This is a genomic window from Sulfitobacter sediminivivens, from assembly GCF_042611115.2.
Lineage (GTDB): Bacteria > Pseudomonadota > Alphaproteobacteria > Rhodobacterales > Rhodobacteraceae > Sulfitobacter > Sulfitobacter sediminivivens.
The window spans coordinates 395,576-409,806 of record NZ_JBHGAR020000002.1 but is presented as its reverse complement, the minus strand read 5'-3'; the positions used below and the strand labels follow the sequence as shown (position 1 = coordinate 409,806).

The 14,231-nt window shown below is 57.9% G+C and carries 20 protein-coding genes and 1 tRNA gene; 11 read left to right on the top strand and 10 right to left on the bottom strand.

Annotated features, from left to right (window positions below; all coding sequences use genetic code 11):
• Positions 1–72: 72 nt before the first annotated feature.
• Positions 73–339, bottom strand: a complete 267-nt coding sequence (locus ACEWL3_RS04425) for a hypothetical protein (RefSeq protein ID WP_386177848.1) — start codon at positions 337–339, stop codon at positions 73–75.
• A 249-nt stretch (positions 340–588) separates the two neighbouring features.
• Here ACEWL3_RS04425 and ACEWL3_RS04420 point away from each other — a divergent pair, with 249 nt between their 5' ends.
• Genes ACEWL3_RS04420 through ACEWL3_RS04390 form a run of 7 tightly spaced genes read left to right on the top strand, consistent with a single transcriptional unit; the run spans position 589 to position 6,217 of the window.
• On the top strand, positions 589–1,080 hold the full coding sequence (locus tag ACEWL3_RS04420) for a hypothetical protein (RefSeq protein ID WP_386177846.1): 492 nt from the start codon (positions 589–591) through the stop codon (positions 1,078–1,080).
• 4 nt (positions 1,081–1,084) lie between these two features.
• The gene (locus tag ACEWL3_RS04415; protein WP_386177844.1) at positions 1,085–2,437 is read left to right on the top strand and encodes a phage portal protein; all 1,353 of its coding nucleotides are present in this window, start codon (positions 1,085–1,087) and stop codon (positions 2,435–2,437) included.
• The gene (locus ACEWL3_RS04410) at positions 2,424–4,271 is read left to right on the top strand and encodes a prohead protease/major capsid protein fusion protein (protein WP_386177842.1); all 1,848 of its coding nucleotides are present in this window, start codon (positions 2,424–2,426) and stop codon (positions 4,269–4,271) included. The genes ACEWL3_RS04415 and ACEWL3_RS04410 overlap by 14 nt, the downstream gene beginning before the upstream one ends.
• Entirely contained in the window at positions 4,271–4,495 is a 225-nt protein-coding gene (gene gpW, locus ACEWL3_RS04405) for a gpW family head-tail joining protein (RefSeq protein ID WP_386177840.1), read from the top strand. The genes ACEWL3_RS04410 and gpW overlap by 1 nt, the downstream gene beginning before the upstream one ends.
• Positions 4,495–4,821 carry a DUF2190 family protein gene (locus ACEWL3_RS04400; protein WP_386177838.1) on the top strand — a complete coding sequence of 109 codons (327 nt, stop codon included), beginning with the start codon at positions 4,495–4,497 and terminating at the stop codon, positions 4,819–4,821. Before gpW ends, ACEWL3_RS04400 begins: the two co-directional genes overlap by 1 nt.
• 4 nt (positions 4,822–4,825) lie before the next feature.
• Positions 4,826–5,071: a hypothetical protein gene (locus ACEWL3_RS04395; RefSeq protein ID WP_386177836.1), complete on the top strand. Its 246-nt coding sequence runs from the start codon at positions 4,826–4,828 to the stop codon at positions 5,069–5,071.
• Between the two features lie 6 nt (positions 5,072–5,077).
• Positions 5,078–6,217: a tyrosine-type recombinase/integrase gene (locus tag ACEWL3_RS04390; protein WP_386177834.1), complete on the top strand. Its 1,140-nt coding sequence runs from the start codon at positions 5,078–5,080 to the stop codon at positions 6,215–6,217.
• Positions 6,218–6,220: 3 nt separating this feature from the next.
• Here the strand turns inward: ACEWL3_RS04390 and ACEWL3_RS04385 are convergent.
• From ACEWL3_RS04385 to ACEWL3_RS04360, 6 genes are all read right to left on the bottom strand, one after another.
• Positions 6,221–6,295 (bottom strand) — tRNA-Phe (locus ACEWL3_RS04385).
• 105 nt (positions 6,296–6,400) lie between these two features.
• Positions 6,401–6,592, bottom strand: coding sequence for a DNA gyrase inhibitor YacG (locus ACEWL3_RS04380; RefSeq protein ID WP_386177832.1), 192 nt, complete (start codon positions 6,590–6,592; stop codon positions 6,401–6,403).
• Positions 6,589–7,611 carry a ribonuclease E/G gene (locus ACEWL3_RS04375; RefSeq protein ID WP_386177830.1) on the bottom strand — a complete coding sequence of 341 codons (1,023 nt, stop codon included), beginning with the start codon at positions 7,609–7,611 and terminating at the stop codon, positions 6,589–6,591. The genes ACEWL3_RS04380 and ACEWL3_RS04375 overlap by 4 nt, the downstream gene beginning before the upstream one ends.
• The gene (locus ACEWL3_RS04370; protein ID WP_386177829.1) at positions 7,608–8,183 is read right to left on the bottom strand and encodes a Maf family protein; all 576 of its coding nucleotides are present in this window, start codon (positions 8,181–8,183) and stop codon (positions 7,608–7,610) included. Before ACEWL3_RS04370 ends, ACEWL3_RS04375 begins: the two co-directional genes overlap by 4 nt.
• An 8-nt stretch (positions 8,184–8,191) precedes the next feature.
• Entirely contained in the window at positions 8,192–8,410 is a 219-nt protein-coding gene (infA, locus tag ACEWL3_RS04365; RefSeq protein WP_008228280.1) for a translation initiation factor IF-1, read from the bottom strand.
• A 104-nt stretch (positions 8,411–8,514) separates the two neighbouring features.
• Complete coding sequence (locus ACEWL3_RS04360) at positions 8,515–9,390, bottom strand: carbon-nitrogen hydrolase family protein (protein ID WP_386177826.1); 876 nt, start codon at positions 9,388–9,390, stop codon at positions 8,515–8,517.
• Between the two features lie 177 nt (positions 9,391–9,567).
• Here ACEWL3_RS04360 and ACEWL3_RS04355 point away from each other — a divergent pair, with 177 nt between their 5' ends.
• Entirely contained in the window at positions 9,568–10,539 is a 972-nt protein-coding gene (locus tag ACEWL3_RS04355; protein WP_386177824.1) for a LysR family transcriptional regulator, read from the top strand.
• Between the two features lie 8 nt (positions 10,540–10,547).
• Positions 10,548–11,240: an NAD-dependent deacylase gene (locus ACEWL3_RS04350; protein WP_386177942.1), complete on the top strand. Its 693-nt coding sequence runs from the start codon at positions 10,548–10,550 to the stop codon at positions 11,238–11,240.
• Positions 11,241–11,271: 31 nt separating this feature from the next.
• On the opposite strand, the gene ACEWL3_RS04345 is transcribed toward ACEWL3_RS04350, so the two are convergent.
• The 3 genes from ACEWL3_RS04345 to rpmB form a co-directional block, all read right to left on the bottom strand.
• Positions 11,272–11,739 carry a copper chaperone PCu(A)C gene (locus ACEWL3_RS04345; RefSeq protein WP_386177822.1) on the bottom strand — a complete coding sequence of 156 codons (468 nt, stop codon included), beginning with the start codon at positions 11,737–11,739 and terminating at the stop codon, positions 11,272–11,274.
• Positions 11,740–11,775: 36 nt separating this feature from the next.
• Complete coding sequence (locus ACEWL3_RS04340; protein ID WP_386177820.1) at positions 11,776–12,120, bottom strand: hypothetical protein; 345 nt, start codon at positions 12,118–12,120, stop codon at positions 11,776–11,778.
• 109 nt (positions 12,121–12,229) lie between these two features.
• Positions 12,230–12,529 (bottom strand): 50S ribosomal protein L28, encoded by a 300-nt coding sequence (gene rpmB, locus ACEWL3_RS04335; protein ID WP_114880376.1) that lies wholly within the window; start codon positions 12,527–12,529, stop codon positions 12,230–12,232.
• 247 nt (positions 12,530–12,776) lie between these two features.
• Between rpmB and ACEWL3_RS04330 the strand changes: the two genes are divergently transcribed.
• Together ACEWL3_RS04330 and ACEWL3_RS04325 are read left to right on the top strand one after the other, a co-directional pair.
• A complete protein-coding gene (locus ACEWL3_RS04330; protein WP_386177818.1) occupies positions 12,777–13,421 on the top strand; it encodes a DUF924 family protein in 645 nt (214 codons plus the stop codon).
• A gap of 61 nt (positions 13,422–13,482) precedes the next feature.
• A complete protein-coding gene (locus ACEWL3_RS04325; protein WP_386177816.1) occupies positions 13,483–14,178 on the top strand; it encodes a CDP-alcohol phosphatidyltransferase family protein in 696 nt (231 codons plus the stop codon).
• Positions 14,179–14,231 lie beyond the last annotated feature (53 nt).

The following is a 14,231-nucleotide window of genomic DNA, read 5'->3' as shown; positions in this document are numbered from 1 at the left end:
ACACAAAAATAGCGACCCGGAGGCCGCTAATCTACTGTTTTGATGGTTGAATAATCACCTTTTGGGTGAATATCATGCGACTGAGAATTGAGACGGGTTGTCATTCAACGAACCACGCCAATCAGGGAACGCCGCCTTGAACACGTCCGGGCGGCACCTTTGCAAGATAGCCATGCGCCGGAACTCCAATTCGGTCTGGGCGATCTCGGGCAACTGCCCTTCCCCAAAAACCATGTAATGTACCAGATACCGACGCAACAGGTTGTCATATTCGGCAAGCCCTGCCTGCCCTCGATTCACATGACCCGGCATGTTCTGGCTGTTTGCTCTTTTGCTCATTTTCTCGATTCCTCATTTTGTGGGGCTGATGTGCAAAGGGGCGACCCGAAAGCCGCCCCCTCCCTTTTCTTTGGCTACCGGATCACCCCTGATCCGATTTGAAAGGTTACAGGGCATATGACTAGAACCCCTAACACGGTTACACCTACCCTGATTCGCGTTATTAACACAAGTAAATATTTTATGAAATTATCATTGATTCTATAACGCGAATCAGGGTAGACAAACCAATATGAACAGGAGCGAACAATGACAAATGCTATTTTTTCCGTCGGAACAGCCGCTGAATGGCTTTCAACTGGCGATGAATCACGGGAGCATGTGGCGAACCAGCTACGGCGTTTTCGCACAAAGGGATATGTGCAGACCCAAGGCAAATTCGGGGCCGGGCCAACGGCCACCCACACTTTCAATGTATATGACCTAGCGACGGCAAAACTCTGCAAAGGTCTGATGCGGTTCGGGATCAAGAAGGAATCGATCATACGCGCCGTTTCCGACGCATGTTATCTACCCGCAAAAGCCGCCGACTCTGGAGCAACGCCCGGTGTAGAAGCCGCTTTCAATGACCCCGACAAGTCTTGGCGCGTTGTCGTATTTTTCCACGCGAATGCAGATGGCACTGAGCATGTCACTGCTGAAATGCGGGTGAATATGGATGGACTTGAGCGCATTGGCGGCGAAATGATTGTCCTTACAATGCACGATTGGTTGCCCGAACTCGCAGCGATGGGGGCGTAATCTGATGGCCTTCCCGTTCGCCAACTTCTTCAAACGCGACACCGTGCAACCCGTCCAGACTCGCAGCTTTGACGCGGCCACAGGTGGACGGCGTGGCAGTGCGTTCATGGCCTATGGTTCGAATGCGACCGAAACATTGGCAGCCGCCGCACCTTTGCGTAGCCGCGCTCGCCATGCCTATGCGAACAACGGCTACATCTCAAATGGGGTTAACGCGATTGTGGCTGAGGCTGTCGGTGCAGGGATTGAACCTGCGTCCGCACATCCGGACACCGCGTTGCGTGACCCGTTAAATCAGGAATGGCTGACCTTTGCAGAGAATGCGGACGTGGAAGGCCGGACAGACATGCGTGGCTTGCTGGCGCAGCTTGTCTTAGCAACCGTGATTGACGGCGAAGGTTTCGCCGTTATTGAGGAAGACTCGCACGGGATTCAGGTCCGCTTGATCCCGGCGGAAATGGTAGACGAATCCAAAACTGCCGATCTGGGCCAAGGCCGCTATGTCGCGGCTGGCATTGAATATGATGCCCGTGGACGCCGCGTGGCCTACCACATTCAGCCGAACCGCCCTACCGATCTGTTCCCGACCAGCCGCACCCCTATCCGCGTTCTGGCAAAGGACGTGCTGCACCTAATGCGCCCGCTTGGGCCGGGACAGGTTCGAGGCGTATCTTGGCTGGCCCCTGTTCTGCTCACAGTGAACGAATTGGACCAGCTACAAGACGCCCTGTTGGTTGGCGCAAAGATTGCAGCAATGCACGCTGGATTCGTAACCGACAACAACAATATCGGCGGCACGGGCGCATACCCTGAGGCTGATAGCCTGACAGATATTTCACTGGAACCCGGCGTGGTACGTATCCTGCCCGCTGGCACGGACATCAAATTCAATTCACCCTCTGAGGCGAAAGATTCCATCGCCTTTGCGAAATTAACGCTCGGGCAGATTGCCGCTGGACTCGGTATCCCGCAATTCTGGTTGGACGGCGATCTAACCGGGGCAAATTACTCCAGCTTACGGGCTGGATTGATCCCTGCGCGCGCCAAGCTGGAGCAATTCCAGTATCACCAGATTATCCCCCAAACCCTGACCCCGCTTTGGCGTAGAGTGCAAACCCGCGCTTACCTATCCGGCAGCGTGGATATTCCCGATCTGGCCCCGGCCCTGCTGGTTGAATGGTTGCCGCCCCGGTTCATGCAAGTGGACCCGATGAAAGACACCCAAGCCCTTGTCGCCCAAATTGAAGCCAAGCTGACCAGCCGCACGAAAGCCGTGGCGTCCTTGGGTTGGAACCGCGTCGATCTGGACAAAGAGATTGCCGCCGAAACTGCTGGAGATACCAATGACGCTGCATGATCCCCTTGCGCCTTTGACGCGCACCGCCAGAACCGCGAACAGCTATGACCCGGAAACCCGGACCTTTGAAGCCGTGGTAGCGACCATGACCCCGGTGGTGCGCCGTGATGCCCAAGGCGTGTTCAACGAGATTTTGGACCCTGCCACGCTGGGGGCAAGCACGGGCATGCCTTTGCTCGATTCCCACAACACTGCATCCGTGCGGGACCTGCTGGGCCGCGTGGTGAGTACCCGGATCGAAGGCACCCAAGTCATCGCCAAGCTGCAACTGTCCACGGCGTCCGACACAGACCCGATTGCGCAGCGTATTGCAGACGGGTCTCTGACAGGCGTGTCTGTTGGCTACCGCGTGACAGGTTGGGCCGAGTCTATGCAGAACGGGCAGCGCCAAAAGACACCGACCGCGTGGACCCTCACAGAAGTCACCCTGACAACCAATCCGGCAGACCCGAACGCACGGGTTCGCCACCAAGAAGCCCTATGCGATCCGGCGCGGCATAGTGAGACTGAGACCAAACGCGCCGCCAACAACCCCACCCAAACTGGAGCAGATATGCCCGACGTAATTGAAACCAACCCGGAACAGGATGCAGAACGCACCCGCCGTTCCACCATTCGGACTCTGGTCCGTTCGGCTGGTCTGCCCGCTGAAACGGCAGATGACCTGATCGACCTGGACTCGACCGTTGACCAAGCCAAGGCAGCCGTCTTTGACGCAACCCAGACGCGGACCGCGCCCGTCATCCGCACCCACGCGCCCCAGAACGAAGACCCGGCTGTCATCACCCGCCGTCAGGCTGACGCCGTTGCTGTTCGCATGGCTGGTGGCGAAGTGCCGGACGATGCCCGTCAGTACATGGGAGACTCCCTGCTAGACATGGCCCGTGACTCCCTGACCCGTTCTGGCGTGTCCACGCGCGGCCTGTCTGCCGATGACGTGTTCACCCGCGCCTCGCATGGCACCAGCGACTTCCCGTTGGTTGTCAGCAACGCGATGGGCAAGGTAGCTGCCGACTCCTACAAAGCCGCCGAGTCCCCGCTCAAGGCGATTGGCAAGCAGCGCGTTCTGCGCGACTTCAAAGCGTCCACCAGTATCCGTTTGAGTGAAATGGGCCGCTTGGAAGAAATCGCAGAATCTGGCGAAATCAGCCACACGTCCCGCGCGGAAAACGGCGAGTCCATGTCGCTCAAAACCTATGCGCGTGGCATTAACGTCAGCCGCAATCTGCTGATCAACGATGACCTGAATCTGCTGGGCGATATGACCGCCGCGTTCGGGGAAGCCGCTGCACAGACAGAGGCCGACGAAATGGTCAAACTGCTGACGGAAAGCCACAACCTGTCCGATGGTCTGCCCGTGTTTGACGCAAGCCGTGGCAACCTTGGTAATCCCGGAATGTCTCTTTATGACGCTGGGGCAGGTCAAAACGCTTTGTCCACGGCCCGAAAGGCCATGCGCGCTTACAAAGGGCTGGACGGCAAAACGCTGTTGAACGTCACGCCCAAGTACCTTGTCGTCGGGCCGGACACCGAAACGTATGCAGAGCAACTGCTGGCGTCCCTCTATCCGGCCACCACCGACGACGTGAACGTCTTTGGCGCGAAACTGTCTCTGCTGGTTGAGCCTCGTATCACCGATGACAGTTGGTTCGTGTTTGCCGATCCTGCCCGCGTGGCAAGCATTGTCTATGGCTACCTTGCAAGTGCGCAAGGCGTCCAGATTCAACGGGCAGAGGCTTGGGATACTCTGGGGATTAAGTTCCGCGCGTTCCTCGACTTTGGCACGGGCTGGAGCGATTGGCGCGGTGCCTACCAGAACCCCGGTAACGACTAATGGCCTCACTGGCCGAACAACTCACTGAGGCGCGGACGGCTTATCACCGTCTGCAACTCGGGGAATTGGCTGTCGAGTTTAAGGACGGCAACGGCGAACACGTCGTCTATAACCGCGCGTCCCTGCCCCGGCTGGCCGCTTACATCAACGAATTGGAACGGCAGGCAATGGGCGGCAATCGCCCCAGCACTGTCCACTTCCAAACCTCAAAAGGACTGAACTAATGCGCAACTATATCCAACCCGGTGAAGACATCACCCTCGACTCCCCGGCTGACGTGCTGTCTGGCGCAGGCGTCATTGTCGGCAATCTCTTTGGCGTGGCAAACGGCGATGCGGCGACGGGCAAACCTGTCGTCCTGTCCACGGTAGGTGTCTTTGACCTGCCCAAGACCACGGCGAACGATATCACCATTGGCGCTGCCCTCTATTGGAACGATACCGCCAAGGAAGTCACCACGACTGTCAGCGGCAACACCAAGGTCGGCGTGGCTATCGCGGCCAAGTCCGGCGCTGGCACCGTTGCAACCCGTCTTAACGGCGCGTTCTGATCCAATGGCCCAACCCCGTTTGCCTCAGCATGAGTTCTGCCCTGCGCCTGTCCGGCGCGGGTTGAGCCGTGCTGAGGCAGCGGGATACGTTGGAATCGGGACAACCAAATTTGACGCACTGGTGCATGATGGCCGGATGCCAAAACCCAAGCGAATTGACGGGCGGACAATCTGGGACCGGGTTGCAGTGGACCGTGCATTTGACGAACTGGACACACCAGACCAAGTTGACGCGAATCCTTGGGATTGATCTGACATGAAAATGCGCCTCAAATACATCGTAGAGGATACAGACCGCCACGGGACTGTCCGCCTCTACTATCGCCGTCCGGGGCAACCTAAAATTCGGCTGCGTGGACCAAGTGGTTCGCCCGAATTTCTCACTGATTACAAACGCGCTGCCGCTGGACCCGCCGAGCCTAAGTCCACGTCGGATATAGTCGGGCGTGTGGTGGCAGGGTCAATCAAAGGGCTTTGCGTGGAATACTACAAATCCGCCATGTTCCGCGAACTGGACCCACGGACACAGAAAGTCCGCCGCGCGATCCTTGAACGGTTCTGCCAGCACAAAGGCGATGGCGACAAGCCTTACCGCATGTTGCTGCCAAAGCATGTTCGCGTTCGCCGGGACGAAATGATGGACAGGCCAGAGGCTGCGAACAGTTTGGTCAAAGCGCTGCGTCAGCTTTTCAAATTCGCAATGCGCTATGACTTGCACGACTCTAATCCGGCAATCGGTATCGAGTATCTTTCAGGCAACGCAGACGGATTCCATTCGTGGACCTTGGATGAAATCGAGAAATTCGAGAACACCCACGCAATCGGCACATCTGCCCGACTTGCATTGGCCCTTGCGCTCTACACCGGGCAGCGCCGCGCCGATCTGGTCCAATTTGGCAAACAGCACGTCCGGGACGGGTGGCTGACATTTACCCAGCACAAGAACCGCAACAGCAAACCTGTAAGGATGGAAATTCCGATCATTCCTGCATTGCAAAGGGTTCTGGATGAAAGCCCAACTGGCGATCTGACCTTTTTGGTTACAGTTTTCAAACGCCCGTTTACCTCAAATGGATTCGGCAATCGGTTTCGCAAATGGTGCGATGACGCGGGGTTGCAGAACTGTTCGGTCCACGGATTGCGCAAGGCTGCGGCTGCACGACTCGCTGAATTGGGCTGCACAGAACAAGAGATCATGGCGATAACCGGACACCGCACGTCCAAAGAAGTGACACGGTACACCCGCGCGGCAAGTCAAAAGACCCGTGCCGAAAGCGCCCTGCGCCGCATGTCAGATGATCAAAACGGGAACAAAAGTGTCCCACTTTCCGAGTCCATGTTACCGGGTGGGACAATTTCCACCCCTAGCACACTGAAAGGAAACAGTAAAAAATAAGAGTGGTGCCCGGGGGCGGAATCGAACCACCGACACGAGGATTTTCAGTCCACTGCTCTACCCCTGAGCTACCCGGGCACGGGTTCACCACCAAGGTGGTCGGGTGAGCGCGTTCTAGGGTGTCAGGCCAAGGGTGTCCAGTGCCTTTTTGGCCCCTGATCGCTGCGCAATGTCTGCGGGCGTCTAGTGAGGCTTTTGGGTGTCGTCCTGGGCCGCTTCAACAGCATCTAGGGCGGCTTCCACATCCTCTGGCGCGCGCGAGGGAACCGCGTAGCTGTCGTTCAGCCATTTGGCCAGATCAACATCTGCACACCGCCCCGAACAGAAGGGGCGAAACTTGGCTACGGCAGCTGCGCCGCAGATCGGACAATTCATGACAACACCTCTGCCACCACCACGCGGGACCGTTTGCGCTGCAGTTCAAAATGGCCCAGAGGGGTCCAGCCGACAAGTGTGGTTTCAACATCATCCCCACGAAACGCCTGCCGCAACGCCGTCTCGAATGCCCGGCGGTCCTTTTTGGGCATGGGGGCCAGATCAAGGGTGATCTGCCCGCCCAAACCGCGCACCCGAAGCGCCCGCGGCAGGGCGCGCGCGCAGGCCATGTTGGCTTTGATACCCGCAGCGAGCGACGCGTCGTTGCCGGTGTTCACGTCCACAGCGACAAGCGCGCGGGTCGGCTCCACAAACATCGACGCAGCACCGCCAAGGCCCACTTGAATGCCCCTAGCTGCTTCCAAGGCATCCAGTACACCATGGGTGTCAAAGCCATTATCGTCGGTTATCACCTCTGCCGGATCAGTCCAGTCGCGCCATGCCAGCAGGTGCGGGCCATCGCCCTCGACCAGAACATCCATGTCCGTGGCATCATCCAGCATCACTGTATCGGCAAGCGCCAACATGGCGGTGATGTCTTCGGATATCTCTTCGGCATCGGCCCCCGCACAGGATGACCGCAGGATCAACCCATGCGCCGCCTCACCCGCGACATCATGCGCGATCTCAAGCAAGCGATCCCGTTCACCCTCGGCCTTGATGCTCCGAGAAATGTTGAGGCCCGGCGCGTCGGGGGTCACAATCGCATAGCGGCTCTTGAACAGGATTTTCGCGGCAACCGGGATCGCCTTGCCCGGCTCGGCAAAGCCGGACACCTGAACCAGAATGGCCTGCCCCGGTGCCAACCCTTTGATCTGGCGCAGAAACGCCGAACCGTCAGGGGTTTTCAGGAACATGCCGCCCTGCCCCTTTACCGGACGGTCGGCAATTGCGCGATAGATGGTGCCGGGGTTGGGGGCGTCACTGTCAACCAGCAGGTCGTCAAGCTTGCCATCAACCATCAGCGCGGCGGCCTCGACCTCGCCCAGATGGCCCAGAATAATCGTGCGGCCTTTCATTGTGTTTCTCCATCCATTGGATATCCAGCGGCACGCAGCAAATTTGCGGTTTCCGCAAGGGGAAGACCAACAATGCCAGTGAACGAGCCCGAAATCCACGGGATCAGCGCACCGGCGGGGCCTTGGATGCCGTACCCACCCGCCTTGCCCTGCCAGTCATTGGTGGCAAGATAATTGGCCAGTTCAGTGTCTGACAAAGACTTCATTCTCACGGTGCTTTGTACATCGCGCTGCCAAATCTGATCGCCGCGTTTAACGGCCACGGCGGTGATCACTTTATGACGTCGCCCTGACATCAGACGCAGAAACATCGCCGCTTCGTCCGCATCGGCAGGCTTGCCCAGGATGCGGCGACCCACCGCCACGGTCGTATCAGCACAAAGCACAATATCATCTGCGCCAGCACTGACCGCCGCCACCTTTTCACGCGCCATGCGGGCGCAATAGGGTCGCGGCAATTCGGCTTTTAGAGGGGTCTCATCAATGTCCGGCGCAGAAATGGCGTCGGGCAAAACACCGATCTGCGCCAGCAATTCCTTGCGACGCGGTGATCCTGATCCGAGGATTAACACCGAAACGTTTATTTAAAGCGGTAGTTAATCCGACCCTTGGTCAGATCGTAAGGTGTCATTTCCACCTGAACTTTGTCGCCTGCCAGAACGCGGATGCGGTTCTTGCGCATCTTGCCTGCCGTATGCGCGATGATCTCATGGCCGTTTTCCAGCTCGACCCGAAACGTCGCGTTAGGCAGGAGTTCCTTCACGATACCTGGGAATTCGAGCGTGTCTTCCTTGGCCATGTTGTCTCCTTGACTGATGTTCCCCGCTTGGGAAACAGATATAAACCCTGGATTTCAGGGCGCAGGCTTAAATGGGCGCAATTTAATCCTTTTTCAAGGGGGATTCAGCGCAGGCGCACGTTTATCGCGGCATTGTCACGCCCATGTTGCATTGTCCAACGGCGACGGTTCAGGACGACGCCATCTGCACGCACATGCGCGACCTGTGCCAGATCGACGTCGGCATAGGTCCAGCCCGGTGAATTGATCTCACCCACTGCGACCACGCCGGTTGCGGGAAAACCGGTGTCGGGCGGGCAAAAGATGCCGCCAGCACCGTAAGATGTGCCCAACGCTTCCGACCAGCCCGCGGCCCCCACAACCGACGACATCGCTGTGATGCACTGATTTTCCAGCGCCCGCGCCATCGAGCCGATGCGCACCCGCCAATAGCCTGCCAGTGTTTCGGTGACAGACGGCACCGCGATCACGTCACATTCACTTAACGCCCGACCCAGCAACGGAAACTCGCTGTCGTAACAAATCAGAATGCCAATTCTGCCCAAGGCCGTCTCAAACACCTGCAAGTTATTGCCGCCGATCACGTCCCAGACTTCGTCTTCAAATCGGGTCATGATTTGCTTGTCCTGCACGCCAATCTGCCCGGTAGGCGTGATCAGTCGCGCGCGATTTACTGGCCGCGTGTCAGTGTCAGCCGGACCCGAGGCGGCAACGATATGGACACTGTGTTCTGCGGCAAGTCTGACATGCACCTTGTCCGCGTCCTCCATCCGATCTGATACTGCATGCAAGGACGCCTCAAGATCGCCCGCCACATCAAGTCCTGCCAATGTTGCCAGTTCCATTGCGCCATATTCAGGAAACACCAACAGCTCCGCCCCATGTGCTGCGGCCTCACCCACCCATTTCGCCAATTTGTCTTCATAGACAGACCAGGAAGTCAGCACGTCCAAAGGGTAAGCAGCAGTAGCAATTTTCATCTCTGACCTCCGGCAAATGTCAGCTATATTTTGCGCCCGTTTGATCGGACCCGCAAGGTGGAGCTATGCCTGCGGACAATTTCAATAAACGACAGGGACCGGGGCAATAATAATCTAAATCCTTGACGTTCGCACCTCGTAGTTTCACAAAACCTGAAATGACGCGGAGGTGGCGAAATGCTGCGAAAAGGGGTGACATTGCGCGGGATCGAAGTATTCGAGGCGCTCGCACAGTCGGGTTCGGTGGCTCAGGCTGCTCAGATCACCGGGCTGAGCCAGCCTGCGGTCAGCCAACAGATGCGCAACCTTGAAACGGCCGTGGGGGTCGCGTTGATTGATCACAGCCGCAGACCCATGCAACCGACCACTGCGGGCCAGATGTTTCTGCGCCGTGCGGCGGTGGCCCTGTCAGAACTCAGGCAGGCACAAAGCGATGTAACCGTGATGGACCTTGCCCATCTGGAAGAGTTGAGTCTCGGCATCATTGATGATTTCGACGACACGGTTACGCCGCGCCTTGCGACCATTCTGGGCGACAGCCTGACCGGGTGTCGGTTTCGCATGATCACGGCGGGCAGCTATGAATTGATCCAGGCCGTGCAGGCCCAGACCCTGCAGATGGCGGTTTCTGCACATGCCGAGGGCCCCATTGACGCGGTTGATGCATACCCACTTGCGCGTGATCCCTTTATCATTGTGGCCCCTGCAGACGGCGATCACACCGCACAATCGCTATTGGCGCAGCAGGGACCGCTGCCGTTTCTGCACTATGCAACCGGACAATTGATTGCCAGTCAGATCAACGACCACCTGACCGCGCAATGCATCAGCCTGCCAAAAAAGTTTGAGATCGGCAGCCATCTTGCTCTGATGGCGATGGTCGCACGCGGCATGGGCTGGGCGATCACCACCCCCTTGGGGTACATGCGCGCCGCGCGGTTCCATGACGGCATGCAGGCCTTCGCCCTGCCAAATCCCGATGTCGCGCGCCGCATCTCACTTTTCGCCGGTGCAGAATGGTCTGGCCCGGTGCCGCGTGATATTGCTCAGACCATGCGACGTTTGCTGCAAGACCACATGATCACCCCTGCCATTGCCAAGCTGCCATGGCTCACCGACAGCCTGTATTTGATTGAGGACATGCCATGACCACCAAGATGCACAAGATCGTGATTCTGACTGGCGCAGGCATTTCCGCCGAAAGTGGTCTTGAGACCTTTCGCGCCGAGGACGGCCTTTGGGCGCAGCACCGTGTCGAAGATGTGGCCACTCCCGAAGGGTTTGTCCGCGACCCCAAGTTGGTGGTTGATTTCTATAACGCCCGGCGTGCGCAGGCCGCCACGGTCGAACCCAACGCCGCGCACAGGGCCTTGGCCCGATTGGAGGCTGAGCATAAGGGCGAGGTCATCGTGATCACTCAGAATGTCGACGACCTGCATGAGCGGGGCGGGTCCAGGGCCGTCATGCATATGCATGGCAGTCTCAAAGGTGCGCTTTGTGCCGCGTGTGACCACCGCTGGCCTGCGGCCATGGTCATGGCACCGGGCGACCCCTGCCCCAGTTGCGCGGCACCCGCAGCGCGGCCAGATATCGTCTGGTTCGGTGAAATGCCCTATGACATGGATGCGCTGTTTGATCATCTGGCCAGCGCCGACATCTTTGGTGCCATCGGCACATCCGGCAATGTCTATCCGGCGGCGGGCTTTGTGGCCGAGGCAAGGCGCGCGGGCGCGCATACTCTTGAGTTCAATCTGGAACGTTCGTCGGTGGGCAGCCAGTTTGCCGAACACCGCACCGGGCCTGCGTCACAAACCGTGACGACATGGGTGGATGAACTTCTGAGCAGGTGAGGAAGGTGGGCGATGCGCCCACCGCCAAGGTTCAGTTGCCCATCGCGCCATGATCGGGCTTGCGTTCATGATCGACCGGGACTTGCACCTGAACATCGCCTGCCTTTTCAAACGTCAGCGTTACGGTGATTTCGGCCCCCTGCTCAAGTGGCCCGTTCAGCCCCATGAACATCACGTGATCCCCACCCCGTTTCAGCACATGCGCCTCTCCCGCTGCGATCGGGATGCCGCCCTCAATTTCGGTCATTTGCATCACGCCGTTGGCGTCCTCAATGTGGGTGTGCAGTTCAACGCGGCCCGCCACCTCCGAAGATGCCGCGATCAGGCGGTCATCGCTATCCGTTTGATTCATCAGTGTCATGAACGCTGCCCCTGTTTTAGATGTGGGCGTCGATGCGCGCACATAGGGGTCTTCAATCATCATCTCACCGGCAAATGCTGATGTGGTAGCAAGAATCGCAGCAGCAATCGCTGCGCCAAAGTGTCGTATAATTTTCATTGGGTGTGTCCTGTTTTTATCTGGAAAAAGCGTTTTTCAGATCACGACAGGCGGGCCGCGCGACGGGGGGGCCGGATGCGGTGTGGTTGGCGTATCTCGCGCGGTCAACGCAATAAGGTGATGAAACTGAACGATCCGCGCCGGTGACATCACATCAGCTGCCGGGCCAACCACGATCACATTCAATGCTGAATCAGGGCAGATGTGCGGTGCACTGGTCGGATGCCCGGATGCGTCCATATAGACCGGAACCGGCCCGGTTCCGGTGCAAAGTACCATTTGCCCGGTGGCCGCGGATGCACCGCGTGCGACGGCCATGCTCTGGCTGGTGAATGCCAGCATCAGGGCCAACGCCAAAGAGATTATGCTGCGCAACGTCATGAACTAAGTCTACCAAAGCGCCCTGCCGGAAACGAGGCGTAATAACGCCGCAGCCCCGGCCGTTGCGGACCGGGGCTGCTTTAATTCTGGCTTGCGAAAGAGGCGGAGCTTAGCTCAGCACTTCGGCAGTTGCGCTTGATTTCGCAATGGCTTTTTTGATCTTCAACGCATTCGCGGACAGATTGGTGTCTTTTTCCTTGGCCAAGAACTTGTCCAGACCGCCACGGTGATCAACACTGCGCAATGCAGCGGCTGAAATGCGCAGTTTGAAACCACGGCCCAGCGCTTCGGACTGCAATGTGGTGTCATTCAGGTTCGGCAGGAAACGGCGACGCGTCTTGTTGTTCGCGTGGCTTACGTTGTTGCCCGACATCGGGCCTTTTCCGGTCAATTCGCAAACGCGCGACATGGGTTCATCCTTTTGTTTTCGTGGTAGGCCAGCGATCCGGCACAACACGTGAAGCGGGGGCCGCACGTCGGCAACCCTGAAATTGGTTCGCAGCACTTAGTTGGAATCGGCTGGGGCGTCAACCCAATGCCTTGCGCGCGCATGATGTTTCCCCCGGCCCAAAACCGGTTCCGCAAGGCTTGGGTTGCCACACAGTGCAGTGCTGCCTAATCTTCCCCAATTTAGGCCCCAAAAATTGGGATTTTATATGTTGAACACTTTTCACGAACCGCAATCCGTCCTGAACCTGTGGTTTCCCGATACCGGGCATCAGAAATCCATGGAAAGCCACAGTGCCTTTTGGGGAAAACGCATGCAGGGCGGGATGGATGCCACCATCATCGCCGATTTTGCCGATATGACGCTTGCGGCGGCGACGGGCCATCTTGATCATTGGGCGGACACCCCGCGCGGCAGGCTTGCACTGCTCATCGCGCTTGATCAGTTCCCGCGCTCGCTCTGGCGCGATACGCCTGCTGCTTTCGCCCAAGATATCAAGGCGACAAGACTGGCCCTGGAAGGCATCAGGAACGGCGACTTCGATTCTTTGGCCCCATGGGAACAGGTTTTCTTTCATATCGCCATTTCCCATTGTGAAGGTCCCGACCACCTTGAGCGCATGGATGCGCTGGAACCTGTGATGGAGCGCGCGATTATCGGGTTACCCCCGGTTCTTGCACCACTTGGCGACAGATTTCGCGCCCAGCACCATAGTGTCCGCAGCATTATTGAACGCTTTGGCCGACATCCGCACCGCAATCCCATTCTGGGCCGCCACTCCACACCAGAGGAAGAAGCGTATATTGCCACAGGTGATTTTCCCCACGTGCGCAATGACCCTATCGAAGCCTAACAATTTTACCGGGAACCCATTTCCTTTTGCATCCCCGATCCAGATTTGGCAAAGCTGCCCCATGACCATACAAATGCGCGCCCTCTTCGTTCACCTCTTCACCGCCACGGGTGCCGTTTTCGCCATGTTGGCAATGCTCGCCGCCGTCGAGCTTGAATGGGACCTGATGTTCCTCTGGCTGGTTGTGGCCTTTTTTGTCGATGGGATCGACGGACCATTGGCGCGCAGGTATGATGTGAAAACCAATGCGCCTGAATTTGACGGCGTGCTGCTCGACCTGATCATCGACTATCTCACTTATGTTTTCATCCCGGCCTTTGCCCTCTTTAGCTCCGGCCTGATGGACGGGTGGAGCGGTTGGGCCATGATCATCATCGTGACCTTCGCCTCGGCGATGTATTTCGCCGACACCCGGATGAAAACAAAGGACAATTCGTTCTCTGGCTTTCCGGGCTGCTGGAACATGCTGGTGCTGGTGTTGTTTGCATTGAAACCCGAATGGTGGGTCAGCCTGATCATCGTAACGATCCTCGCCATTACCATGTTCATCCCGATCAAATTTGTGCACCCCGTGCGCACCGAACGCTGGCGAAACATCACCTTGCCGATGGCGCTGGGTTGGACATTCTTTGCCGGATGGGCCGCGTGGGTCGACTTCCATCCGGAAAGCTGGGCGCATTGGGGGCTGGTGATCACCTCAATCTATCTGATCTGCGCAGGTGCCGTTCAGCAGATGATGCCGGCAAAAGGCGACTAAAGCGCGGCGCAAAGATATCTCTTGACCTCAACCTAGGTTCAGGCCCCATCACA

What these genes read in the sequence shown, in the direction of transcription:
- ACEWL3_RS04410 (WP_386177842.1), top strand. Translation starts at nt 2,424, where the DNA reads ATGACGCTGCATGATCCCCTTGCGCCTTTGACGCGCACCGCCAGAACC.
- ACEWL3_RS04415 (WP_386177844.1), top strand. Translation starts at nt 1,085, where the DNA reads ATGGCCTTCCCGTTCGCCAACTTCTTCAAACGCGACACCGTGCAACCC.
- ACEWL3_RS04420 (WP_386177846.1), top strand. Translation starts at nt 589, where the DNA reads ATGACAAATGCTATTTTTTCCGTCGGAACAGCCGCTGAATGGCTTTCA.
- ACEWL3_RS04325 (WP_386177816.1), top strand. Translation starts at nt 13,483, where the DNA reads ATGACCATACAAATGCGCGCCCTCTTCGTTCACCTCTTCACCGCCACG.
- ACEWL3_RS04340 (WP_386177820.1), bottom strand. Translation starts at nt 12,120, where the DNA reads ATGACGTTGCGCAGCATAATCTCTTTGGCGTTGGCCCTGATGCTGGCA.
- ACEWL3_RS04355 (WP_386177824.1), top strand. Translation starts at nt 9,568, where the DNA reads ATGCTGCGAAAAGGGGTGACATTGCGCGGGATCGAAGTATTCGAGGCG.
- infA (WP_008228280.1), bottom strand. Translation starts at nt 8,410, where the DNA reads ATGGCCAAGGAAGACACGCTCGAATTCCCAGGTATCGTGAAGGAACTC.
- gpW (WP_386177840.1), top strand. Translation starts at nt 4,271, where the DNA reads ATGGCCTCACTGGCCGAACAACTCACTGAGGCGCGGACGGCTTATCAC.
- ACEWL3_RS04375 (WP_386177830.1), bottom strand. Translation starts at nt 7,611, where the DNA reads ATGAAAGGCCGCACGATTATTCTGGGCCATCTGGGCGAGGTCGAGGCC.
- rpmB (WP_114880376.1), bottom strand. Translation starts at nt 12,529, where the DNA reads ATGTCGCGCGTTTGCGAATTGACCGGAAAAGGCCCGATGTCGGGCAAC.
- ACEWL3_RS04425 (WP_386177848.1), bottom strand. Translation starts at nt 339, where the DNA reads ATGAGCAAAAGAGCAAACAGCCAGAACATGCCGGGTCATGTGAATCGA.
- ACEWL3_RS04380 (WP_386177832.1), bottom strand. Translation starts at nt 6,592, where the DNA reads ATGAATTGTCCGATCTGCGGCGCAGCTGCCGTAGCCAAGTTTCGCCCC.
- ACEWL3_RS04360 (WP_386177826.1), bottom strand. Translation starts at nt 9,390, where the DNA reads ATGAAAATTGCTACTGCTGCTTACCCTTTGGACGTGCTGACTTCCTGG.
- ACEWL3_RS04390 (WP_386177834.1), top strand. Translation starts at nt 5,078, where the DNA reads ATGAAAATGCGCCTCAAATACATCGTAGAGGATACAGACCGCCACGGG.
- ACEWL3_RS04400 (WP_386177838.1), top strand. Translation starts at nt 4,495, where the DNA reads ATGCGCAACTATATCCAACCCGGTGAAGACATCACCCTCGACTCCCCG.
- ACEWL3_RS04345 (WP_386177822.1), bottom strand. Translation starts at nt 11,739, where the DNA reads ATGAAAATTATACGACACTTTGGCGCAGCGATTGCTGCTGCGATTCTT.
- ACEWL3_RS04350 (WP_386177942.1), top strand. Translation starts at nt 10,548, where the DNA reads ATGCACAAGATCGTGATTCTGACTGGCGCAGGCATTTCCGCCGAAAGT.
- ACEWL3_RS04330 (WP_386177818.1), top strand. Translation starts at nt 12,777, where the DNA reads ATGTTGAACACTTTTCACGAACCGCAATCCGTCCTGAACCTGTGGTTT.
- ACEWL3_RS04395 (WP_386177836.1), top strand. Translation starts at nt 4,826, where the DNA reads ATGGCCCAACCCCGTTTGCCTCAGCATGAGTTCTGCCCTGCGCCTGTC.